Source organism: Bradyrhizobium sp. Ken51 (genome assembly GCF_055807435.1).
On sequence record NZ_JBVVPB010000051.1, the window covers coordinates 1 to 23579 of the forward strand.

Annotated in this window: 18 protein-coding genes and 4 pseudogenes; 14 read left to right on the plus strand and 8 right to left on the minus strand. The window is 59.9% G+C overall.

Annotation, left to right across the window (positions count from 1 at the left end):
- Positions 1-813 precede the first annotated feature (813 nt).
- The 3 genes and pseudogenes from AC0L27_RS38490 (at position 814) to panC (ending at position 5086) form a co-directional block, all read left to right on the plus strand.
- Positions 814-1544, plus strand: a pseudogene (locus AC0L27_RS38490) (outer membrane protein).
- A 1794-nt stretch (positions 1545-3338) separates the two neighbouring features.
- Entirely contained in the window at positions 3339-4211 is an 873-nt protein-coding gene (gene panB / locus AC0L27_RS38495; RefSeq protein WP_473323059.1) for a 3-methyl-2-oxobutanoate hydroxymethyltransferase, read from the plus strand.
- A 14-nt stretch (positions 4212-4225) separates the two neighbouring features.
- On the plus strand, positions 4226-5086 hold the full coding sequence (gene panC, locus AC0L27_RS38500) for a pantoate--beta-alanine ligase (protein ID WP_473323101.1): 861 nt from the start codon (positions 4226-4228) through the stop codon (positions 5084-5086).
- Between the two features lie 157 nt (positions 5087-5243).
- On the opposite strand, the gene AC0L27_RS38505 is transcribed toward panC, so the two are convergent.
- The 4 genes from AC0L27_RS38505 to AC0L27_RS38520 form a co-directional block, all read right to left on the minus strand.
- Positions 5244-5822, minus strand: a complete 579-nt coding sequence (locus tag AC0L27_RS38505) for an anthranilate synthase component II (protein ID WP_473323061.1) — start codon at positions 5820-5822, stop codon at positions 5244-5246.
- Positions 5819-7213: an aminodeoxychorismate synthase component I gene (gene pabB, locus AC0L27_RS38510; RefSeq protein WP_473323063.1), complete on the minus strand. Its 1395-nt coding sequence runs from the start codon at positions 7211-7213 to the stop codon at positions 5819-5821. The genes AC0L27_RS38505 and pabB overlap by 4 nt, the downstream gene beginning before the upstream one ends.
- Positions 7214-7309: 96 nt before the next feature.
- Positions 7310-7645: a Dabb family protein gene (locus tag AC0L27_RS38515; RefSeq protein ID WP_369726178.1), complete on the minus strand. Its 336-nt coding sequence runs from the start codon at positions 7643-7645 to the stop codon at positions 7310-7312.
- A gap of 900 nt (positions 7646-8545) precedes the next feature.
- The gene (locus tag AC0L27_RS38520) at positions 8546-9235 is read right to left on the minus strand and encodes a methyltransferase (RefSeq protein WP_473323066.1); all 690 of its coding nucleotides are present in this window, start codon (positions 9233-9235) and stop codon (positions 8546-8548) included.
- A 1394-nt stretch (positions 9236-10629) separates the two neighbouring features.
- Here AC0L27_RS38520 and AC0L27_RS38525 point away from each other — a divergent pair.
- On the plus strand, positions 10630-11298 hold the full coding sequence (locus tag AC0L27_RS38525) for a helix-turn-helix transcriptional regulator (protein ID WP_473323068.1): 669 nt from the start codon (positions 10630-10632) through the stop codon (positions 11296-11298).
- Between the two features lie 18 nt (positions 11299-11316).
- Here the strand turns inward: AC0L27_RS38525 and AC0L27_RS38530 are convergent, their stop codons facing one another.
- From AC0L27_RS38530 to AC0L27_RS38540, 3 genes and pseudogenes are all read right to left on the minus strand, one after another.
- Positions 11317-12666: an aminotransferase class III-fold pyridoxal phosphate-dependent enzyme gene (locus AC0L27_RS38530; RefSeq protein WP_473323071.1), complete on the minus strand. Its 1350-nt coding sequence runs from the start codon at positions 12664-12666 to the stop codon at positions 11317-11319.
- 139 nt (positions 12667-12805) lie between these two features.
- Positions 12806-13264: pseudogene (locus AC0L27_RS38535) on the minus strand (HAD family hydrolase); the annotation flags it as partial.
- A gap of 69 nt (positions 13265-13333) precedes the next feature.
- Positions 13334-14599, minus strand: a complete 1266-nt coding sequence (locus AC0L27_RS38540; RefSeq protein ID WP_473323073.1) for a Tm-1-like ATP-binding domain-containing protein — start codon at positions 14597-14599, stop codon at positions 13334-13336.
- Positions 14600-14806: 207 nt separating this feature from the next.
- On the opposite strand from AC0L27_RS38540, the pseudogene AC0L27_RS38545 reads away from it, so the two are divergent.
- From AC0L27_RS38545 to AC0L27_RS38575, 7 genes and pseudogenes are all read left to right on the plus strand, one after another.
- A pseudogene (locus AC0L27_RS38545) lies at positions 14807-15293 on the plus strand (aldehyde dehydrogenase family protein); the annotation flags it as partial.
- A gap of 335 nt (positions 15294-15628) precedes the next feature.
- The gene (locus tag AC0L27_RS38550) at positions 15629-15808 is read left to right on the plus strand and encodes a hypothetical protein (RefSeq protein WP_369726821.1); all 180 of its coding nucleotides are present in this window, start codon (positions 15629-15631) and stop codon (positions 15806-15808) included.
- Between the two features lie 1980 nt (positions 15809-17788).
- Entirely contained in the window at positions 17789-17992 is a 204-nt protein-coding gene (locus AC0L27_RS38555) for a cold-shock protein (protein ID WP_439034190.1), read from the plus strand.
- 1304 nt (positions 17993-19296) lie between these two features.
- Positions 19297-19527 carry a DUF6894 family protein gene (locus AC0L27_RS38560; protein WP_473323102.1) on the plus strand — a complete coding sequence of 77 codons (231 nt, stop codon included), beginning with the start codon at positions 19297-19299 and terminating at the stop codon, positions 19525-19527.
- 315 nt (positions 19528-19842) lie between these two features.
- Entirely contained in the window at positions 19843-19989 is a 147-nt protein-coding gene (locus tag AC0L27_RS38565) for a hypothetical protein (protein ID WP_473323075.1), read from the plus strand.
- Between the two features lie 93 nt (positions 19990-20082).
- Positions 20083-20265: pseudogene (locus AC0L27_RS38570) on the plus strand (ATP-binding cassette domain-containing protein); the annotation flags it as partial.
- A gap of 92 nt (positions 20266-20357) precedes the next feature.
- Positions 20358-20567 (plus strand): ATP-binding cassette domain-containing protein, encoded by a 210-nt coding sequence (locus tag AC0L27_RS38575; RefSeq protein WP_473323077.1) that lies wholly within the window; start codon positions 20358-20360, stop codon positions 20565-20567.
- Here the strand turns inward: AC0L27_RS38575 and AC0L27_RS38580 are convergent.
- A complete protein-coding gene (locus tag AC0L27_RS38580; RefSeq protein ID WP_473323081.1) occupies positions 20546-20716 on the minus strand; it encodes a hypothetical protein in 171 nt (56 codons plus the stop codon). The genes AC0L27_RS38575 and AC0L27_RS38580 overlap by 22 nt on opposite strands.
- Before the next feature lie 295 nt (positions 20717-21011).
- Here AC0L27_RS38580 and AC0L27_RS38585 point away from each other — a divergent pair, with 295 nt between their 5' ends.
- The 3 genes from AC0L27_RS38585 to AC0L27_RS38595 all read left to right on the plus strand — a co-directional run bounded on the left by AC0L27_RS38585 (position 21012) and on the right by AC0L27_RS38595 (position 23163).
- A complete protein-coding gene (locus AC0L27_RS38585) occupies positions 21012-21512 on the plus strand; it encodes an ABC transporter permease (RefSeq protein ID WP_473323085.1) in 501 nt (166 codons plus the stop codon).
- A gap of 83 nt (positions 21513-21595) precedes the next feature.
- Positions 21596-21883, plus strand: a complete 288-nt coding sequence (locus tag AC0L27_RS38590; protein ID WP_473323087.1) for a helix-turn-helix domain-containing protein — start codon at positions 21596-21598, stop codon at positions 21881-21883.
- Positions 21880-23163, plus strand: a complete 1284-nt coding sequence (locus AC0L27_RS38595; RefSeq protein WP_473323089.1) for a type II toxin-antitoxin system HipA family toxin — start codon at positions 21880-21882, stop codon at positions 23161-23163. The genes AC0L27_RS38590 and AC0L27_RS38595 overlap by 4 nt, the downstream gene beginning before the upstream one ends.
- Positions 23164-23579: the final 416 nt, after the last annotated feature.

The following is a 23579-nucleotide window of genomic DNA, read 5'->3' on the forward strand; positions in this document are numbered from 1 at the left end:
CGCCGTCCAAAGAATTGACGACGCAAAGAACAACTTTGGTCGAGGGAAGAATGAAACGAACATGCTCGCTGTCCTTTATCGACTTAGAACTTCAGCTCAGAAGATGAACACACCGCGGCCATTTGCCACCTCATTCCTCGCAAGAGGCTACCTACTCGCGCGCTCACCCAAGCGCTCGCGCAAGGGTCATGGAGGGTCCAATATCTGGCGGCAAGCGCAGGAACGATCGGCAAGCATTATCGGCGGTCGGGACATTGGCGGTGTGGTAGGAAGCCTCGGGTGGAGAACGGCTCGCTGAACCAATAAGCAAAATTCTTCCGGCCGCATCCTTCATCCGAAGGCGGAGGTTGTCATTCGCATGCTCTGTCGAGCGCGGGACGCAGCGGCATCTGCGACGAACGAGGCAGCATCTGCAGGACATTGATTCAATCGAATAGACTTCATCTGATCTCTAGGGCCAATGGATGCAACACGAGCGTGGTGTGTAACGGGTCTTTAGTGGCGGCACGGGACAAGAGCAAGAGTTTTGCAAAGCGCTTCACTCGTCTCACTTGCTGTGTGGTTTGCCACAATCTTACTTGCCGTGCGCTTACTCCGCTGAAATCAGCGGCCCGCTTCTCAGTCTTACGAATCTATGCTCGCACGCGAAGGTGCATTGCGATCCCGTTGGAGATGATCTGCAACGCCGCAACCTGACGCAGCGTTCGGTTCACGCATTTCTTTCGGCGCAAATGTTGCGATGCAGTTACAGCAATTCGCGCGGACGTTGTTAAGACGCATGAGGCCCGGGAGACTGAAGAGATGAGAGTAGAAATGAAGAACTTGTTGCTCGCGACTCTGAGCATTGTGGGGCTTGGCCGCGCCCCGCATTCGGCGCGGATCTGGCTGCGCAGCCCGCCCAGCCTCTCTACAACAACGCTCCGCAGGCGGTCGCGGCTGCAATCTACGACTGGAGCGGCTACAACGTTGGTATGAACGGCGGCTTTGGTTCAAGCTCGAATTGCTGGGATTCCGATGGCGGCAAGCCTGAGGGCTGCCATGATGCCAGCGGCGGAAGCGTGGGCGGGCAAATCGGCTATCGATGGCAGACGGGCCTGATCGTGCTTGGTGTTGAAGGCCAGGGAAACTGGGCTCGTTTGACTGGCTGGAATCCCAGCGTTGCTTTTTTGGATATCAACCAGACCAAGATCGATGCGTTCGGCCTTGTAACGGCGCAGATCGGTTGTGCCTTCGACAACGTACTGCTTTACGCCAAAGGCGGCGCCGCGGTGACGAGCAACACGTTTCGGGTCATCTGGACGACGGGCGAGTTAGGTGGAGAAAGCAAGCACGTTCTTTGGGGCGGCGCATTGGCAGCCGGATTCGAGTACGGCTTCGCACCGAATTGGTCGATTGGATTCGAGTACGCACACCTGTTCATGCGGCCGGCCATGGTGAGCTTCACCGAGCCCGCTGGTGGGGTCGACCGCATCCGCCAGGATCTCGACGTTATGACTGCACGGCTCAACTATAAGTTTGGCGGTCCGATTCTTCTCAAATATTGATCACGTTCAAAAGGTGGATCGAACGCCCCGGCCTATGGACCGGGGCCTATTTTGGGTGCGCCAGGGATAGCACGGAGCGCCGCGACTGGCGCGGTTGACCGGAGGCTGACCCGGGATTAGGGAGCCGAAATCGCTCAGCACGATCGTCTCAAGATCGATGCGGTATCCACTTCTGCAACCCGCAAAGCGCTTGGCGGCTCGACAGTAACGAGAATACCAAGGGTTGCTGCGACAGTACTTTCAAAGGCACAGACCTGAGCATCCAGAGCGCCGTCGTTCAGCTCCAGCAGGAAGGCGAAACAGTCGTACGCGCCCGTGAAGGCGAGATCGAGGTGCCTGTCACGGTCACGCCGCTCGGCTCGATCGTCGCGGCTGGAGCACGCGCTCGGTGATTTCGATGACGGTAGGGCTATCGCCCTCGTCGGTGGATAGTGCCGTGGGCTTGCCTCGTAGCAGGCGCGCGAAGACGGCGACTTGGCTTTCGCCGCAGGGGTTGGCTGAAAAGCGCCGATAATGACGGAGGCGAAGAAGGTCCTTGGGAGGGATGTGGAGGGGGGCGGTGAGAACGCCATCGAAGCGTGATGAGGGAAGGAAAGGGAGGCCCGCTCGCAGACTGGCCAGAGCAAGGCTGACATTCAAGCGCGCCTGCGCGATCCGGGCCCGTCGTCGTTCCGTGCTGCGAGCCCGTGCTTGTCCGATCGGACACGGATGCTCGGCCGCAGTTGGCCTACAGTACCGAATGATCCCGGCCGGCTCAGCGCTGAACAAGTTGGGCGCCGGAAGGCAGCCGAGATCGCGGACCGGGTCGCCGCAATGGCGACGAGCTCATCTCCGGACCTGTGTCGATCCCGCGGGAATGATACCGCTTAGCTTGCCGCTGCCGCCTTGCCACGGCAAACGGCGCATCGCGGTCGCGATCGGGTCCGACGAGATCATCGAACACAGGCCGCCTCCGCTGCTGGCACGCGGCAAGGTTCCCCCCTGCGGCGTGGTAGTACAAGATTGATCGGCTCGTCCGCCTCTGTCCGCAGACCCGGACGTTCGGCAGCCCGGCTGTCAACATCCGGATCACTCGGACCTCGACCTGCTTTGGGGTGACGGCAACCAAGCCGGCCAGCACCCTGCCGTCCGACATCGCTCGCCAAGCGCCGATGCGGCTCGACCAAGAGATCGTCTGCCGCGGGCGGCGAGCAATGGCGTGAGCTGACAAACCGCAGACATGGACGAACTCCTGGTGAAGCGAGAAGGCGGTGTCCACAGCATGACGCGAGTCGACGGGACCACTGCCCCCGACCGACCAGAGGTTACCACCTTTCCGCCACTGGAAGACCATGAGCTTCATCGCGGCGCTTCGGCTGACCAGATCAGCGCACCCTGGTCGTCCGTTGCGCTCTCATCTGGAATGGCTCCGACCGCCCCAGCGCGCCCTGAGGCGCGGCGTGACGCAAGGCGCTTCCACATGACAATTTGAATTCGGGAAGTTCTTGCTGGATGGTCGCGCGACCATTGGAATTTTTGTGCACACGGGCGCTACCTTGGAGACGTATGTTTCTTTCTTCCTTTCACGGTTGACAGTTTTCTCTTGTCCTCCATAGGAAAGCATGGTCCCAGGATGCGCGTAGTACCCAACCGCGTCGCTCGAAACAATCGGATTACCGTTCGCCTTGTTATTCGGTAATGCGGCGACCTGGGGAGCGCTGTGGCGTAGAAATCGTAGGCGGCACAAATGAGAGCAGATCCGTATCGCTTCGAGCTGCAGAATCGACTTGAGACATTTGATGGAACTGATCGAAAATGAGCCACGCTTCGGAAGTGTCAGTTGAGCGGGTCACGATCCCAATTCTGCAGCGGTGGAAGCAGGAGCGGCGGCGTGTCACCATGACCACGGCCTACGATGCGGTTACGGCAGGCATCGCCGACCCCATCGTCGACATCATTCTTGTGGGCGACAGTGTTGGCAATGTCTGTCTCGGATTCGACAACACGTTGCCGGTCAGCATGGCAATGATGAACCATCATCTCGAGGCTGTTGCACGCACAAGGCCCCGTGCCTTGCTCGTGGCCGATCTGCCGTTTCTTAGCTTTCACCTTGGTCCGGAGGAGACGATACGCAACGCTGGAGGGTTCCTGCAGCGAGGCGCAGATGCCGTGAAACTCGAGGGCGGGGCCAAGCGCGTGGAAATGGTGCGTGCCCTGGTCGATTGCGAAATTCCTGTCATGGGCCATCTCGGCCTCACCCCGCAAAGCGTCAACGTCATGGGCGGATTCAAGGTGCAGGGCCGGAAAGCCGATGACGCTTTGCGGCTGCTCGATGACGCTCACCGTCTGCAGGAGGCCGGATGCTTCGCGTTGGTGCTTGAAGGCATTCCGGCCGAGCTAGCCCAGCGAGCGACCGAATCGCTATCGATACCAACCATCGGAATCGGCGCGGGTCCCGACTGCTCGGGCCAAGTGCTCGTATTCCATGATGTCCTGGGGCTGACCTTAGGTCATCGGCCCAAATTCGTTCGCGCCTATGCAGATGGCTTTCAGCTTTTACAAGCGGCGCTGTCGCGTTGGGCTGCCGATGTCCGCACCGGTGCGTTCCCGGCGCCGCAGGAGTCCTATCGGCTTCCTGAAAACCTGAGTGACATTATCGCAACCTGGGCTCCTCCCAACCCAACCTGATGTAAGGTGCAATGATGCAGACGGTTACCACGGTCGCTGAGCTTCGTCGTGAGCTCGCGAAGGCTTGCAGCGTGGGTAAACGCGTCGGGTTAGTGCCGACAATGGGTTATTTGCACGATGGCCATCTCGCCCTGATCGAGGCGAGCCGCGCGCAATGCGATATCACCGTCGTTAGCATTTTCGTCAATCCGACTCAGTTCGGACCAAACGAGGATCTCAGCAGCTATCCTCGCGATTTCCTGCGCGATGAAAAATTGTGCCGCGATGCTGGTGTTGCGATTGTGTTCGCGCCGGGTGCACAGGAAGTCTATCCGGCTCAATTCGAGACCTTCGTCGAGCCGGGCGAACTGGCGAAGCCACTATGCGGAGCTTTCAGGCCTGGGCATTTTCGGGGCGTCGCGACCGTCGTGTGCAAGCTGTTCAACATGGTGCATCCGGACGTCGTGTTTTTCGGGCAAAAGGATTTTCAGCAATGCGCGGTCGTGCGTCGCATGGCAACAGATCTCAATCTTCCCATCAAGATCGTCACCGTGCCAACCGTTCGGGAACCCGACGGGCTCGCGATGAGCAGCCGCAATCGGTATCTCAGCAAGGAAGAACGTCGGCGAGCGGTTGCCATCAGTCGTGGACTGTTCGCCGCGGCGGATGAATTCCGCTCAGGAGTGCGCGAGGTGGACAAGCTGATTGCGATCGCCGAGCGGCAACTTGAAATAGTTGATCGGCTGCAATACCTTGAACTTGTCGACGGTCATACGCTCAAGCGCGCCGAGAGTCTGCTGCGGCATCCGGCGGCGCTCTGCGTCGCAGCCTACGTTGGTTCGACCCGGCTGATTGACAACGTCCTGCTGGGACTATCAACCGTAGAGTTCTATTGATCCGAGCACCTGAAAGGTATTGATAAGTTCAACCCGCTTAGCGGCGTTGTGTGCTGCCCGCAGCAATAAACTCAACCCGTTTCGGCAGTATTGCTCCTTTCGCGTTGACCGGTATTGTATCGAGCTGCGCATTGTGAAACCGACCTGTACGGCCGCCTTAAGAAAGTTCTGCAAGCCGTAGGAAGTTTGCGAATAGTGCGTCCCCTTGCGGTGTGAGTATCGACTCCGGATGGAACTGCACGCCATATGTCGCTTGATTGCGATGGGCAAGAGCCATGATCTCCCCATCATCCGAGAGTGCTGTCACAGTGAGGTCTCGGGCAGATGACGGATCCAATTCGACGATGAGCGAATGGTAGCGCCCTACGCAAAGTGGGGATGGTAGTCCTTCGAACAGGCCCCCGCCTTCATGCGTGACATACGAGGGCCGACCATGCATAGGACGGCGTGCGCGCGTTACACGTGCGCCGAACTCGCTCCCAATGCACTGGTGTCCGAGACAGATGCCGAGAATTGGCACCTGACCGGAAAGATCGCGAACGACGGCTGTCGATATTCCAGCCTCATTTGGAGTGCCCGGGCCGGGGGAGATGACGATCGCGCGGGGCCTGAGGTCAGCAAGTTCGCTCACATGCATCGCGTCGTTCCGGACGACACATGTTGCTGCACCAAGCTTGCGGAAATATCGCGCAATGTTGAAGACGAAAGAGTCGTAGTTGTCGATGATGACAATCAAGATGCACCGGCGCCTTCAGCAATAAATGCGCGAAAAATGCGCTCTGCTTTTGCTAGGCTCTCCTCATATTCGGCGACCGGATCGGACATTGCCGTTATCCCGCCACCTGCATGAAAGGCGGCCTGGCCGGCATCGATCGTCACGGTGCGAATGGGAATATTTGAATCCATATGTCCATTGAACCCTATGTAGCCTATGGCACCGCAATACACCTCTCGCGCCACACGCTCGATCTCCAGGATAATTTCCATCGAGCGTACCTTGGGAGCTCCGGTAACGGAGCCGCCGGGAAAGCAGGCTCGAAGTAGGCTGACGGCGTCCTCTCCGCATGCCAGCTCACCCGTAACGACCGACACGAGGTGGTGCACTGATGCATAGGACTCGAGGTTGCACAATGACGGGACATGGATTGATTCGGGCGTGCAAACGCGCGAGAGATCATTGCGTAGTAGGTCGACGATCATGGTGTTCTCGGCGCGGTCTTTTTCCGAACCTGACAGCGTCTCAGCACGACGCCGGTCTTCCTCCCGATCAGCAGAACGCGCCATCGTCCCCTTAATAGGCCGCGTTTCGACCTGTCGACCGTGAAGCTTGAGGAAACGCTCGGGCGAACTCGATGCAATGGTGAGCTTGCCATACCGAAGGAGGGCGGCAAAGGGAGCCGGATTCACTCTCCGCAGCTGACAATAGAAGGCTATCGGATCGAACGAGTTCGCCAGGCGCGCGCTGAAGCGTTGCGCAATATTGACCTGGAAGGCGTCACCCGCCCGAATGAGATCAATTACGCTCTGTACTGCCGCAATGTATCCTTGGCGACTGAAATTTGAATGCCATAAGCCGGCTTGGCCTGGTGTCAAATCAGGAGGGGAGGCTGAGACTCTAATCAGCGCAACAAATTCTTCGGCTCTTCCGCGAGCTCTCTCACGCCGGCGAGCCGGATCCTGCTCCGGCCACCCGGTAGAAACGACCCAACATCTGTTATGGCTGTGATCGAAGCTTATCACGACGTCGTAAAGATGTAGGATTGCCTGAGGCAAGCGATGCCCCCCGATAGCCGGCACCGGCAATCGCTCCAGCGTCCTGTTCAGCTCGTATCCAAAAAAGCCGGCGGCACCGCCCTGGAAAGCCGGGAGATCGGCGCAGTGCACTTGCGGATAGTTGGCTAGCAGAGCGCGAAGTGCCACCCACGGATCGCCCACAATGGTCTCTCCGTTGCAAATGCCTTTCCCGTCCGCGATCATATAGGTGCAGAAGGGATCGCACGTCACATAGGAATGCTGCCCGAGCACCGCGTCTCTCGATGCGCTATCCAGGAACGTGAGGTGCCTCCGATGCGAGAGGCTTCGCATGGCTGTGACGGGCTCAATCCACTGCAGTTCCACTACATGCATTATTCTGTCGCTCAGCTCAGCGATACATCGGTGATCGTAATTCCGCCCGGCGAAGGCGAGCCTTATGGCCACCCAAAAGCCCTACATGCCTGACAATTAACCACGCCCGTGGGGAGGGCCTGCCGAACATACTGGCTCCGCATCTGCAGACATGCTGTAGTCGGCCGCGAGACGTAGCTCGCGGAGCGGTCTTACTTGCCGGATCGAATCTTGATAAAGCTCGTGCGCTTTATAGGCTTCGAGTTGGCCTTCGTCGTCGAATTCACCGTAGACGATCACATCAATTTCGTTGCCAAGCCGGTCACTCTTGCGGTTGCGAGCGACCTCAAGCCGCCGAGCGTGCGGGATTTTGGTGAGAACGGAAAGGCCCTCGATGATTTTGTCGATATGCGCCTTATCTTTTGCGGTGAAGAATACGATGTGTCGAATCATAGTTTACCGCCGGTAATCCCAAACATTGCGGCTTGAGGTCGCCGAAAGCGACAGAAGCCTCCTTCGCCAATCATGCAGGACTCGGGCAGCCGTTCAGCTGCTACCGCGCGGCAGGCGCCCTGTCGATCGCACTGCCCGGTGTTTAGCTGAATCAAGCTGGACCATGTCTGAGACGAAGTTTTCGCATCCAGTAAGAAGGCGCCTGATCATCAGTCCCCGGGAGAAGCTTAAGTATATGACTGCGTCGACGACCCTAGCTTTGCGTGGATGTCGTGCTTGAAACGATCTCACTTGCTGGATTGACGCATAAGAACTGCAGTAAAATGCGCTCGTTCGTCGAAAAGAGGCGGGGCGCCCCCTTCATAACGCTGCAGGGAAAGAGCGCCGCCTAGCCCTGAAGCGTTGATATCTAGGCATGACTTCAATTCTTAGAATTGCTATCCGGCTGATCACCGCAGCGAGATCGCTCGTGAAACTACACTCAAATTACGGAACGTAGCGATGGTCCGCCCCTGCCGCCGAGTTCACAAGTTCGCGATGGTCGTAGCATTGCGCATCGGGCCCGCAACGCTATCTCGCCCACTGGTCAGATCTCACTGTCGGGGCGACGAATTGTGCCCGGCCCCAAGACGCGTCCGGCCGAACCGCTCGAGCCCGGGCGGGATTAATCCTCACCTCGCACTCCGGGGTGAAGCCAACCAGTATGTTCTTGGAGGCTATTGTCTGGATCACGGCACCGGACCTGCGATGTCTCTCGACGGTCGCGATCGAGATGCGCACTCATGCACGCGGCCAAGCGATTTCAGCTGGGTCGGGAACATGCAAATTGGCCTGATCGACTACACTGCCAAGCGCTTGGCGCTGATGTGATGGGTACCGCGCTTCTTGGCCAAGAGACTTTCATCGCGCGGATAGCTTCCAAACAATGCGGACGTGCCCGCCTGGAATGGTCGGTCGGAAAATATGCATGTCTCTGACGCGCAGCTTGCTCTCCTCGATCAGGTTCATGACATGTCCAACGTCTCCCTGATCGGAGAAAATCACATACATCGCACCCTTCGGACTTAACCAGACGTGCGCCCCTCCGACGGCGGCGGCCATGACCTTGTGATCTTGATCGAAACACGAACGCTCGAGATCGTCATTGGCCTTGCGGTTCCAATAGGGGGCGGCAAAGATAATGGTATCAAATTGTGCTCCAGGTTGTAGCGCAGCATAGGTGTCACTCTCGAGGGCTTCTGCTCGATCTCCATAGCCTAATCGCTCTATGTTTATCTTCGTCGAGAGAACGGCCTGCGGATTTATGTCGAGAGCGACTAGACGTCTTGCCCCGGCACGGAGTGCTGCAAGGCCCAGCACACCGGATCCGCACCCAAGATCGAGTACCGCCGCGCCGGGCTCGATGTGCCATTTCGAGATCAGTGCGTCCGGTGCGTGACTCAGGCGCGGTGACAAAACCCCGGGCAGGATGTGCAAAGACATGCCGCCGACTTCCACATCGTGCGGATCATTGTTCAAACGCAGTTCGGCCAACATTGCATCGACGTCTGTTGTTTGGCTGCGTACGGATGCGCCGAGTTGGGTGATCATTTCAACCTCCATGAGTGCTTAGCGAGCGGCGGGAGTAGTCCAGGGCAGCAACACGGTGGGCCAGACGCGTGCGAAACCGGCAAGCCGTTCAACGTTAAACTCGATCATCGGGCTGAGAAGGGTGATCCGCTCGGGGGCGGTGTTGCACCTCTCGGATATGGCCCACGGAAGATATTGCTCATCTGGCCGCGCCCACTCGCTTGCTGTCGTAGCTCTCAATAGCAACGTCCGTGCCAAGCGTTGGCGGGATTAATTTCGAGCTGGGTCTAGACATGCGCCCGCACAGCGGTTGAAATTGAAGTGCTGCAAACTCCTTGACGTGAAACGTGGTGCCTCACGCGACAGAAGAGCGCAGTTTCCGGGCCGTTCCAACCGTACGATCGAGCGCAAAAGTCCGCGGCCCCCGGGACGCTGATCACAAGCGCCCTACCGTGAGCTCGCAACACGTCTGCTTAGCCGTCAGAAGGCCCCGAGCTCTCGATCGGCATCTTCTTCCGTGATATCGTCGTGCCGCTGATGTCTGGACGGCGAGACGCGTTCTCATCTTGGTTGTCGCGCCATCCATGTATGCTTGAGAACAAAATGTCGGAATAGGACAAGGCCTGAGCCGTACGTGTGTTTGAAATGCGGAGCGCACCATATTTCGCGAGCGGCACGGCAATTCCTGGATCAGCAACAAGAGCTGCCGCGCCGCCGCCGGGGAGCGGCGCCATTCCTCAGCCCGCTTCGTTCCGCAAGCTGGCAATTGGCTGGCTCGGACGACGCTCCCGGTGGTCATCGCCTTATTGCTCCTGTGGGACGCGGCTCCCAGGCCGGGGCGCCGATCGGTTGCCGCCGATCGTCACCGCCGCCTTGCCGATCGGGCTGCCCGAGCTGGCATGGATGAGCCACTCATGGGATGCCAATCCAAGCGATCCCGCCCCGGCACTGCAAGCGAGCAGGCGCTCGTCGAATGTCACCGAGGTGCCATAGTCGCGCTTTCCGCTTTGATGATCATGACCATCGGACCGGTCGGAATGGTCGCGCTAGGTTGGCGTGCGAATTTAAGCATCGCGGTTAGATCGAGTAGATCGATGCTGCCCGCATTGTACAACGTCGCGCGATGTGAATTCATCAATGCAGGGCGTCACGATGTGATGCGGCTTGTGCGTTCGGCAATCAACCGGTCGTGTAGGCCGGCAATCCGTGCGAGGATCGAATCGGTTGCGGCGAACGTGCCGGTGTCGCTGTCCAGTCAATCGATCGAGGCGCAGACCAGGTTCGGACCTCGGCTCGGTGGCAACCTAAACCGATGGCCCGCAAGTTGCTTAAGTAAGTGCCGTGCCTCTCCCGGCGTCGCCCGCGCGAGGACGCACCAGATGTCCCGAATGGAGTGGAATCGAGGAAACTAGGCCATGCTGATGCTCATGGGCCGCTCGGAGGCCGTAACGACCGAAGCCGTGCATTTTGCCCAGTCCATGCTGGAGGGCTCGGCGACGGCATTTTACGAAGTCGACGAGGGCTACAACCTCCGGCGCTTCCTCCTGGCGCGCATTCCGGAGCCGTTTCATCTACAGTATCTCGAGGGCATGAGTGCCTTCGACCCGCAGCATCCGACTCATGCGGGTGACCTTGCGGTGGCGCGCCTCAGTAAGACGATGGCCGGCCAGCAAACAGGCGAGACAGCGCTCTACCGCTCGTTCATCGACCAATGCGGCATCGTCGACATGCTCGATTTTTTCTTCCGGCGCGACGACCAAATCGTCGCCGGGATGAGCGTCGTATGGGATAGGGAGGCGAGGATCCCGGAGCGCGCCGTGACCATCGCCGAGAAGATCCACCAGTACCTCCAGTTCAACCTGGTCGGCCGCGCCGCCGCGTCCGAGGACGGGCAGCGCTATGGGCTGACCAGCCGCGAGATGGACGTGGTACGGCTGTTGTGCTGCGGCCGCACCAATTGCGAGATCGGCGAGTGCCTTAAGATCGGCCAGGCGACCGTTAAGACGCACCTCATCCACATCTTTCAAAAGCTCGGCGTGGAGACGCGCTCCGCGGTGGTGGCGCTGATGGTGCGGCCGAATTAGCGGCCACGCTTGCCTTCATCAACCAGTCGCAAGGCCGTGGTCGATCGCGTGAGCGATCGTCCTGGCGTCCTCGGCCGTAATAATCAACGGCGGAGAGAGGATAATATTGCTGCCGGAGACGCGAACCATCACGCCGGCATCGTAGATCGCATCGGCGATCTTTCCGACGCGCTTCTTGTCGAGCGCGTTCTTGCTGCCGCGGTCGGCGACCAGCTCGAGCGCGGCCATCAAGCCCTTGCCACGCACGTCGCCGACGATCTCGTGCTTTTGCTTGAGAGCCGCGAGCGCCTCGTCGAGGATGGCGCCGTAGGCCTCGGCCCTGGCGTCGAGCTTAAGCCGCTTTGTTTCGGCAACCGCCGCGATACCGGCCGCACAACCGACCGGATGGCCGGAATACGTGTAGCCATGGCCGATCGAGCCGAAGCTCGTCTCGTCGCTCTCGAACGCCTCGGCGATTTTATCGCCGATCATCGTGGCGCCCAGCGGGAAATAGCCCGATGTGACGGCCTTGGCGATTGTCATCATGTCCGGCTTGACGTTCCAGAGCCGCGCGCCGCACCATGCCCCGGTGCGGCCGAAGCCGGTGACGACCTCGTCCGAGATCAGGAGGATGCCGTAGCGGTCGCAGATCTCGCGCACCAGTCCCATGAAACTCAAATGCGGCACGATGACGCCGCCGGCACCGAGCACCGGCTCCATGATGAAGGCGGCGATGGTGTCGGCGCCCTGGAATTCGATCTCGTCGAGGAGCGCATTGGCGCAGAGCTGCGCGAGCTTCGCAGGGTCGGTCTCGTTGAAGGGATTGCGGTAAGTCCAGGGCGAGGGGATGTGGTAGACGCCCGGCAGCAGCGGCTCGTAGTTGCGGCGGAAATTGGCATTGCCGTTGACGGATGCGCCGCCGAAATGCGTGCCGTGATAACCCTTCTTCAGTGCCAGGAATTTGGTGCGGTCGCGCTGGCCCTTGATCTTCCAATATTGCCGTGCGAGCCGCAACGCGGTCTCGACGGAATCGGATCCACCCGAGGTGAAGAACGCGCGCACCATGCCCTCCGGCTTGAACCATTCGGTGAGCTCATAGGCGAGCTCGATCGCGGGTCCCGTCGAGACGCCGCGAAAGCCGGAATAATAGGGCAACTCCTTGAGCTGGTCGGCGATCGCCTTCTTAATCGGATCGCAGCTGTAACCGAGCGTCACATTCCAGAGCCCCCCGACCGCGTCCAGCACGGTCTTGCCTTCGATGTCGGTGACGTGGATGCCCTCGCCCTTCATGATGATCCGCGGCGGATGGTCCTGCATGTCTTTGGGATGCGCCATCGGATGCCAGATCCGGCGGGCATTGTTCTCGATGAGAAAATTGATTTCGGGCATGGATGGCTCCGCTGTCGAAAGGCAAGGCCGCATGTGGAGTGCCTGCCGGGAAGAAGTTCTGGGGATGTCGAACATCGAACCAGACGGTCGAGAGGCCGCAGGCGATCGCACCCTTGATGTTGCGTTCCTGGTCGTCGACGAACACGCAGGCCTGCGGCGCGAGCTCGAGGGCATCGCACACGGCGCCATAGGCGTGGGGGTGGGGCTTCAGGATGTCGGTATGCGTGGCGTCGACGATGCTCTCGAATGCCCAAGCAGCGGCCGCTTGCGCCGAAACTCCGCGCCTTAGAAGAGGTCGAGGCTGGTTGGAGAGAATGGCGACCTTGCGGCCGGCTCCTCGCGCGATCCGGATGGCGCCCGGCTTCGGGGCGGATGATGAGCATCGGATCAGCGCCGCGCGACCGACGGACGAAGGTCTGCATATCCCCCCGGTCCTCGCCGATGAGCTGCCGACCTCCCGGCTGTGAGTCAGCCAATGGTCGCGCTCGGACAATTCTCGGCGCTGCATCGCCGACCAGAGCGGATCGGTGTCCTCCGCGAATGGCCAGCGCCAAGTCAGTGCTCCCTTGGCAACGCCGCGCGGCCTCCGTCGCATCATGCGTTTCGAACAAGGTTTTTAAGATCACCCCGCCGAAATCCAGCACCAGCGCCCTTGGCGCGGATATGCTCATGTCTGCTCCGCTGGAACCTTGCCGGCTGGAACGATGCCGTCTGCCACCCAGCGGTCGAAGATCGCCAGGATCTTCGCGACGAAGCCCGGGTGATTGATGTGGTCCTTGATCACGTGAAGCTCGATTGGCGGGCGGATCGCCGCACGCATTTCCGTGACGAAGGCGCTGAGGCCTTCGGGATCGTACAGCGTCTCGCGGTCCTGATCCCATCGCTGGATGCCGCCGAACGGAAGGACGAAAGCTACTGGCGCCGTCGCCTCCGCAAGCTTCGCGGCAATAGCGCGCGCGATCCGTCGGCGATCGACGGCACCGGAGCTCGCGGACGCAAGCAGGCGGTTATGCGCATGGAACGGACGATCGGCGAGTTCCGTCGGCACCGGCAGCCAGGCGGGAAAGTCCACCATGTCGATGGCGCCGGGCGCAACGATTTGCGGAATGCCGTTCCGGCCTGCATTCATCAGACGGTCCGAGCCGGAGTTTACCACCGAACCCATCACCTGGTTGGCGACCTCCTGAAGGCTGAGGTCGAGCACCGCGGCAAATCCGCCTTGCGCTGCGATCGATTCCATCGCACGGCCGCCCATGCCGGTGGTGTGGAACACCACGACCTCGTAGCCGCGAGCCTCGAGCTGCGGCTTCAGCTCGACCATGTAGCTGAGGCAGCTCTTACCGAGCGAAGTCAGCGCTAAGATCGGGCCTTCGGGCCGCAGCCTGATGGCGCCGCGGGCCGCGCCGACGATCGCGCCGCAGGCCTGCGACAGCACCGCCGTGCAGGTGACGTTGAGGCCGTAGAGGCCGCCGGCCCACAGGATCATCATCAGATCGGCGGCGATGCGCTCGGGGGGAATCAGATGAGAAAAGGCGATGGTCGATACGATCAGCTTTGGAAAGCCGAGCGGCAGGGCGAGCGCGACCTCGAGCGCGAGGTCGGTGCCCATGGTGCCGCCGATCGCGATCATGGCGTCGATCCGGCCGTCGTCGCAGAGTTGCCGCGTCAGCCGGGCGGCGCCGTGCGCCATCAAGGTCATCGACGAATTCTCGTCGCCGCTCGCGATCACGGCGGCGATCGTCGTGTCGGCGGCGGCGGCAACCGCGTGCTTGTCGTGCGCTGCCTTGTAAGGGGGATCGCCGAGCACGCTGACGTCCATCAAGACGGTCTCGCCGCCGGCGCCGGCAATGCAGCGCTGCATGAACAGGAGTTCGTCCGACTTAGTGTCGCCGGTGCCGATCAGCAAGATGCGAGGGCGTGATCTGTTGGTCATTGGAAGGCCGGTGTCAGCGAACGGACGCGCAACGGCCCATGTCCGAGCGCAGATGAATGTTGCCGCAACGTTATGGATTTGCTGCGATGCATGATATCCACCTATCGGTGGATTTGTGAGAAATGTCGCATCGAGGCTGTATGAAGCGCATGATCGCGGTCGGCGGCGCAGCCGCCGATCCAACGTTTCACTCCGGGCTTTCTCATGTTGCAATCCGACATCAACGCGCGGCGAACCGCAGCCATCTCTCCGCGGCAGCACTTCATTGCAGGCGCCGCGGTCGAGGGCGCAGGCGGCGCGCGGCTCGACGTCATCTCTCCCATGGACGGCAAGCTGCTGACTCCGATCGCCGACGGCGGTGTCGCCGATATCGACCGCGCGGTACAGGTGCGCGAAGAGCCTGCGACAAGGGAGCATGGTCGCGCGCCGCGCCCGCGGAACGCAAGAAGGTGCTGTTGCGCCTGGCCGAGCTCGTCGCGCGTCATGCGCTCGAGCTTGCCGTGCTCGGCGTACGCGACAACGGCATCGAGATCGGGATGGCGTACAAGGCCGAGCCGCTGTGGCGACCATCCGCTACTACGCGGAGGCGATCAACAAGATCTACGGCGAGATCGCGCCACTTTCTGTCATGATCGGCGCCTGGAAGATTGGCTCGGCGCTTGCCGCCGTTAACGGCAGACCTCTCCGTAGAGCTCCTGCGATCGCGAGCCGCGGACGCGTCGCTCTCCGGAGGCAAATCGATGCATTGCATCATAGCACGTTCCACGCTAGAGCAGCCGAAGTCATTGTGCGTCATTATCCCTATAGGTTGAATGAGGAGGTTCGCTATCAGCCCCAAGGTCCACCAGGGGTGGAGCAAGTGGTCCACCGGGTGATTTACACCATAATTCAATGTATGCCCATCGAGGCAGACGGACGTCTTAGATATCGCATCAAAACCACGTCCGAGAATATCGAGAGAGTCGTGGCGGAAGATCAGCTGTCGTACTCTCTGTAATTTAGCGCGCTTGTACTGGTAGGAGTTTCGTCGTGCTGAATGATCGAGAAAATATCTTGACGGCGCTCCGAGAGAAACCGCTCAAACTGTACGAGGTCATGAAACGCGCCAATATCATGAATCAGGAAGCTTGCCAGTCCCTCCTCTTGAAAATGCGAGACGAGGGTTTGGTGAAGTTCGATATCCACAAAGGTCGATGGCTGATCGGATGATTACGGAATTGCGGTGACCTTCTAAGCATCTCTCCAACCTCGTCGTCTGGGGCGCAGGGTGTGGCGCTAGCTCAGCTTGCGTGCCGTTCAGCGGCTCCCATCGGCGCCACACGGTCAGCCTTGATACGGAGCGCCGCTTGACGGCTCAGCCCGGTATGGCGCTGGTGCCTGCCTCAAGCTCAAGCATGTTGCGGACGGTCTGTAGCTGGTCACGCGTGAAGCTTGGCTTGCGGCCAAGATAGTCGAACGAGGTTCGCCTTGGCGTGTGCGATGCCCGCTGCTTGTGCTTCCTTCTTGGCCTCTGCCGGTCTCTGGGAGAGAGAGAAGACCATAAGTTCCGGCCCCAAGAGTCATCCCCGAGGCCGGCTTTTTTGCAGAATTACAGTGTCCCTCGTGAAGACGACCCATTTTCTAGCGTCTCGCGTTTATTATGAGCCGGGTCATTATGAGCCGGGTCGAGGCCGCTTGCGACCAGGCGGTCGAGCGCCACGGCCTTTCTCAACCAGCCCAGGACATGGTTGTTCGGCCGCTTCAAGTAACTGCGCCAACTCGCGCTTAGCAAGACAAGCTGACGTTGTTGCTGCTCGCTGCCGAATGTCACGCCTCCCGTTCCTTCTTAAATGGGGGCAGTCATCGTTCTATATTTGATGACAAGTATTGCCGCACTCACCCAAGGAGGTCGCCCGAAGGCGGCCTGAGTATCTGAAAGCGCCGATCTAGATCGTCCTCAAATCACCCGCTGCAGCATTGCTGCCGCTCTGGGTCCCGGGTGAAAATAGATGGGAAATTAAACCTGCCAACCCAAGCACGGCTGCTTGCACTCCTCAGGCTGGGCCGGTGAGGCCGTGACATTGTCTGACGTATTGAAACGAGGCCCTGCCGGACCGAAGCTGGGCAATTGCAGCACTTGATTTCGAGCTCTTCAAGAGCGGCAGTCGATGAGGATAGATATGCCACAGCGCCCATCAATAGCTATCGACGTACAGCAAAAGGATCCGTGACGAGCAGCTACGAGAAAGAGGAGGAGCCAACAATGCCCCGATACTCGGAAAATCGTCGAAAGAACGGAGCGGCGCGTTGCGCTCTGTGTGGTGGCAGGCTCGGTCTCATCCGCCACTAGTCGTGGCGAACTCCCCTTTGTTCGAGGAACTGCGTCGATCTGTTCAGAGCACGCCGGGAAGGCGACAGCAATTGGATAGTCCGGATTCAAAATCGGCATCCAGCGGCTCTCAGAAAATCGGCCCCGCAAGCTTTACGATGTTCCGACTCTCGGTGGTTGCATTAAAAGAAAAGTTGCTTGCATATACTGCAAATGCTGATCAGTGAGCGGATCCGGCGCACGTGCTTTCTTTGGGCCGCTGATCCGCCAACATCTGTCAACTACGGGGGAAATCATGAGTACGTCCATTGAGCTCTGCTATCTGCCGCAACGGAGGCGCTCAGGGCCCCCCGCGTCAGCGTGGGCCGGTTGTAGGCTTCATTAAACCGCCCATCCGGCCATTCCTGGCAGCACAAACATGGGTCCCGCCAACATCAACCAGTGAGGATACTCGATCCGAGGCAGCATCGTTATTACATTTGTGTCCTTACCGAGCCTGCGCGGCTTTTCCTTGTGCCGATTTTACGATATTTTCGCCTGCATGTCCGACCACAAGTTTTGTCCGCCGTTTTCAGAATTGTCCCTCATCATGGATAGGGTGGCACCGGGTTGTCGTATCATGTTGGCTGAGTCGGCTGGTCGAACATTATCCGGCAAGCTCGGCGTTGTCCTTGCGCTAGGCTCCACCGGCAACAGGGTACGTGTGCTCTTAGACGGCTCCAAACAGCCGCTCACACTTCAGATTCGCTATTTGGATCTACTTGACTGGGGGCATGCCGACTAAATCAGCGTGCCGTTATCGGCCCGCGCGCCTCGCGACCAGCCTTTCTTTTGTCGGAATTCCCGCAGTAGTTTTGGTTTTTGAAAAATGGAGACGTTACGTGGCTATGGGGACAGTGAAATGGTTCAACCCGACGAAAGGGTACGGGTTCATTCAACCTGACAACGGCGGCAAGGACGTCTTTGTTCACATCTCGGCAGTTGAGAAGGCCGGTTTCACCTCACTCGCGGAGGGGGCTAAGGTCAGCTTCGACATCGTGAACAATCGCGGAAAAGACTCGGCGGAAAATCTACGGATCGGGTGAGCCGCAACCGCTCGCCCCGTTTGCGGCTGGGCGCCCCTTCGTTATCGCCGCTCTGTCCGCATGTAAGGGCTGCGCTCTGAGACCTATTGGAGGTCGGGGGCGGCGGCCCCCGTCCGCGAAGCCTCGATCCGGAGCGGGGTCTCTGGGAGGCGCTCAGCCACCACTGCCCAGGCAATGACGGCGAGCGCGAAAACGGCTGCCGCCAAAGTCCGAGGATACCGCATCATTGTGTCCTTGCTGGTATCGAAGTCCCGATCAGGTTGAGCAGCGCTTGGTGCTCCGGACCTTGCGCTGTCCCGCAGGAATTTGCCCATTCAATGAACGACGTCGGTCCTCCACAGCCGGCATTCGGCTGATGCTGCACGACTGGCGAGCTCGAAAGCGGTTGCTGCGTTAAATGCCAGACGTCGCCTTGCTGCTTTCATACAGGACCAGATCGCTCATAGGAGCTAATAGCGCCCCTGAGGCCGCCTCAAAAATCAGCGAGCTCATTTAACCGCCTTCATTGAGCTCGGCTTAGATGTCGTTCATCGACAGGTCTCTGCCGTTCGGTTCCTTGCGGCTGTGACGTCATTTAAGAGGAACGCGCCGTCGTTGGATGTGCCTTGAAAACCAGTCGCTCTGATGAACAGCTTGCCTTGGTCCGGGAGCGATTCCATAAGTTTTGAGCGTTAGGAATAAAGATCGCCCTTCCATTGGTGCTGCCCGGAACACTTGCGGCTGAATCTCCGTTTACCCGGCTTAGAAGGTCGTAGAGGTTTCCGGTGCCAGAAATAACGAGCTCGGGCGGGATAAAGACGGATTTGTTCTCCCAGCATCTTAGGATCAGCAACGTTTCCCTGTTTCGCCCTAGAGCATTGCAACGAGTTGATCGCTGTCATCGATCGGGGATTTTGCCCTTCGAAACGTCCACTTAGCTTTGACGGGAGTGGGCTCGGTGGTTGAGTCTTGATCTTCGCCCTTTTCCCGATCTGTCGAAGCACTTCAATCTGTCTGCGTCGCTCGGGATCTTCTTGCAGACCGCGAATGCCAACGGCTCGAACTGAGCTTCAGCCGTCGGGGGCCAAGTAGTCGAGAGCAAGAGCGCCATCAAGCCGGCTGCAATTTTCGACCTCATTCTGATTCCCCAATCACTCACCCCGAATTCAACCGCAACCGAAGCGGGAGGGCAAGTCACAGTGCAACAAAGCGCATAACGATCCATTGCGCGAAGTCGCTGTCGCGCGATCCCTGTCGTTTTTTACAGGTGCGGGCCGTCCCGAGATGTGGGCATGATCATGGTTAAAGGACGAGGGCCGGCGGCTATGCGACGCTACTACTTCCCAATTTTCCACAACGGAGAGACACAGGCGGAGGATGTGGGGGAGCTATTTCGCTCTGCTGAACTAGCGGTCAAATACGCCGCCCTTGTCGCTCGGGATATCGCCAGCGATCCCGAATATCACCGTGATGCGGGCACGGTCGTAATCGTGGTTGACGCCTCCGGTGCTGAGATCGCGCGGCATAGGCTCGGGAGTGTTGGCACTGCTGTCTAGCAGGATGGCGTCGAGCGTTGCTGGGTTCAAGGACGCCAAGGCGCGGCGGTGGCGATCCCGCCGGTCAGCGGCGAGCAAGCGTTGCGCCAGGGCCAAGTCGAGGTGAGTGCGCTAAGCGGCGTCTTTGCGCGACAAAGCCCTTGAGCGCGGCGGCATCCGTTCGCTTTCTAATGACACCGATCTGTTCGGCCAGTTCACCGACGGTGCCTATGTACTGCGGGACAAATTCATCAACGACAATCCCAATGCATCGCGCAGGCTGGTGGAGGGATTTCGCGGGCCATCGAATGGGCCCAGACCACAACGCCGGAAGAGGTGCGGGCCCGGTTCGACAAGATCATTGTCGAGCGCAAGCGCAACGAGGATGCCTCCTCGATGAAAATACTGGAAGAGCACCGGCGTTGCGGCCAAGACGGCGTGATCTCGGATAGCGAGATCCAGATGTGGATCGACTGGCTGTGAAGGACGGCCTATTCAAGCCGGGCCAGGTCAAGGCTTCCGACACCTACACCAATGCGTTCAACTATTTCCGTCCGGAAGGACGGCGGAGGCCCGATGACCACTGTGAAGATCCGTTTCGAGCATGTCCGCAAGGAGTTCGTCGTGCGCGGCGAGGGCCGCGGACCAGGCCGTCACTTCGCCGCTCTGGAGGACATCACGCTGGATGTTCGCTCCGGCGAATTCCTCGCCCTGGGTGGCCCAAGCGGCTGCGGGAAATCCACGTTGCTCGATCTGCTAGGCGGGCTCACGCTGCCGACCGGCGGCCGGATTCTGCTCGATGGCCGGCCGATTGCCGGACCCGGTCGCCACCCCGGCATCCTGCATGCACTGTGTCCCCGGCGTACCGCCGAAGAGAACGTCGAGTTCGGTCTCGATATCGCCGGGCTCAAGGCCAGCAGCGTCTCGACATCGCGCGGCATTTCCTCGACCTGGTCGGGCTGTCCGGCTTTGCCGACCGCTGTCCGCATGAGCTCTCCGGCGGCATGAAGCAGCGTGTCGCGATCGCGCGAAGCCTCGCCTACGATCCCGAGGGCTGCTGATGGACGAGCCGTTCGCCGCGCTCGACGCCCAGACGCGCGATGCTGCACGGTGAGCTGCTGCGGATCTGGCGCGCCACCGGCAAGACAATCGTCTTCATCACCCACGGCATCGACGAGGGCATCGTACTCGGCCAGCGGGTGGCGGTCATGAGTCCCGCCCGGGCCGGATCAAGCAGGTGTTCGACATTCCGGATGGGCACCGCAGCGAGGCTGACGACGTGCGCTCAGTGCCTGAGTTCGGCAGCGTGCGCCACGAGGTCTGGAGCCTGTTGCGAGGAAGTGCTGAAAGCACAGCAGGCACAGTTCGCTGGCGGAGCTGGTGCGCGCACCGATCGCAAAGTGGAGGAGGTCGCCCATGTCTAGTCTCGAAATATTGACATTGCTGGAGTTGCGCACGGGCGCCGAGAGCCGCTCACCAGCGTGGCAAGACCGGCATCGCCGGCGGTGGACCGGATCCGCGCCGCGGCCCGCGGGCTGCCTGCCTTCGGGCACCGCTCATTGCTGCTGATTTCCCTGTTGGCGGCGTGGGACGCGGCTCGGAGGCTCGGGCTGATCGATCCCGTGTTCCTGCCACCGCTCTCGGACATCATTGCTGCGGGCTGGCAGCTTGCGCAAACCGGCGAGCTCTATGATGACGTCTCCGCCAGCCTGCTGCGTGCCCTGAGCGGATTTTTGATTTCGGTCGCCTTGATCGTCCCGCTTGGCGTGGCGGTCGGTTGGTATGCGCGAGTCGGCAATCTCGTGAACCAGTTCATCGAGATCTGCCGCAACACCGCGCCGCTGCCGGTCTTGTTGCTCGGAATCGGCGAGCTGTCGAAGATCACGATGTTAATCTATAGCTGCGCCTGGCCACTCCTGCTCGATACCATTGCCGCGGTGAAACAGGTCGATCCGCTGATCAAGTCCGCGCGGACGGAGCCTAAGTCAGCGATTGATGAGTTATGATGTCATCGATCGCTGACATTTACAAATTGTCAACGAACGCCGACTTATGCTAAAGTAAGCGAACGTTGACATTTGGAGATCCCATGCTCGTACGCACACCGGCCGAACTCGGCGCCGTCCTTCGCGACCGGCGCAAGAAGCTCAAACTCGATCAATCGACGTTCGCCAAGAGCATTGGCGTCAGTCGCCAATGGGTGATCGAAGTTGAGCACGGTCACGCGCGCGCTGAACTCGGTCTGATCCTTCGCGCCCTTGACGCCCTGGACATTCGCCTGGACGCGGGCACCGAACAAGCGCCCGCCCGCGGGGCCACCAGGCCAGCCGTCGATATCAACGCCATCGTGGCCAACGCCAGGAAGAAAAGGGCATGACGAGCGAACTTGTTGCTCTGCTGGACGGCCGGGAAATCGGCCGCGTGCGCAATGACGCCCGCGGCCGGCTCACCTTTGTCTATGACAAGGACTGGCGCCAGGCCGGAGGAGCCTATCCGCTGTCACTGTCCATGCCGCTCGCGGCCGAAGAGCACGGACCTTCCGCCGTGCAGGCTTTCCTCTGGGGACTCCTGCCCGACAACGAACACGTGCTCGAACGGTGGGCCCGACGATTTCAGGTGTCCGCGCGCAACGTGTTTGCCCTTATTTCCCATGTCGGCGAGGATTGCGCGGGAGCCATTCAGTTCATCACGCCCGATCGGCTCGAGGCCTTGCGAAGCGGCGCCGAAGACAAGGTCGAATGGCTTGACGAAACGGCGATCGCCAAACGCCTGCAGACCTTGCGCGAGGATCACGCCGCATGGCGGTTGCCGCGCGATGCCGGACAATTCAGCCTTGCGGGTGCCCAACCCAAAACCGCCTTGCTTCTGCAAAAAGGCAGGTGGGGAATTCCCTCTGGGCGCGTTCCGACGACGCATATCCTTAAACCGCCGAGCGGCCATTTCGATGGACACGCCGAAAATGAACATATCTGCCTCATACTTGCGCGCAATGTCGGTCTGCCCGTCGCCGACACCCAGGTGATGCATTTCGGAAAGGAAATCGCCATCGTCATCGAGCGCTACGACCGGCAGTTCAGTGGGAACGAGATCGTCCGTGTCCACCAGGAAGATATCTGCCAGGCGCTCGGCATCCTGCCGACCATGAAGTATCAAAACGATGGCGGACCAAGCCCTGCCGATGTGATCGAGCTTTTGCGCACCTACTCCACGGATCGCGTCGCCGATGTTGACACGTTTGTCGACGCTCTAGGCTTCAATTGGCTGATTGCGGGTACGGATGCTCATGCCAAGAATTATTCGCTGCTGCTGGCCGGAGGCCCTCACGTACGGCTCGCCCCGCTCTACGACATCGCCAGCATTCTTCCCTACGATGACGTCGATCTGCAGAAGATCAAGCTCGCGATGAAAATCGGCGGTGATTACAAGCTCAGCCAGATTGGTTTACGCGATTGGCAGAAGTTCGCGCGCGAAACGCGCCTCGATCCTGACAAGGTGATCGCTGGACTGATTTCCATGGCCGAGCAGCTTCCGGACATTGTAGCCGCCGTACGGAAACAAGCGCAGAAAGACGGATTAGACAATGCTATCATCGCGCATCTCGTCAAGCACCTGATCGCAAGAGCCGGGCAATGCCGTCGACTGCTCGGTGAGGCATAGTTTCCGGCGACGGCCGCCAGCAGCATCGGTCGACATGTCGTTTCGAAGCCAACGGCAGCAACAGCATCAACACCGCCGCGATCGGCATGCCCATATCGACGTCGATCTCGACTAGGATCGGTGATTGCTCGCGATCCGTGGCAGCCGCGTAGTCACCGCGGCTGGCGTCACCTCACGTTCGGCGTGTCCTTTCAAGGCTCCGGCAGATAGCGATTTCTCCTCCGCGGACTTTCCCAATTCGGCGGGGCAATTGTAGGTCGTCTTTTTGGCACGGCCCTATGCGCCCGGCAGTCCCGTGGCCACGGCTGCGCAATCACGACGACTAGGCGTCTCGCCTTAAGAGGCGCCGGATTAGCAGGGCTGAAGATGAAATAGAGCAGGATCGCGGCCACGACGACTGTCCAGCCGATTGGCGT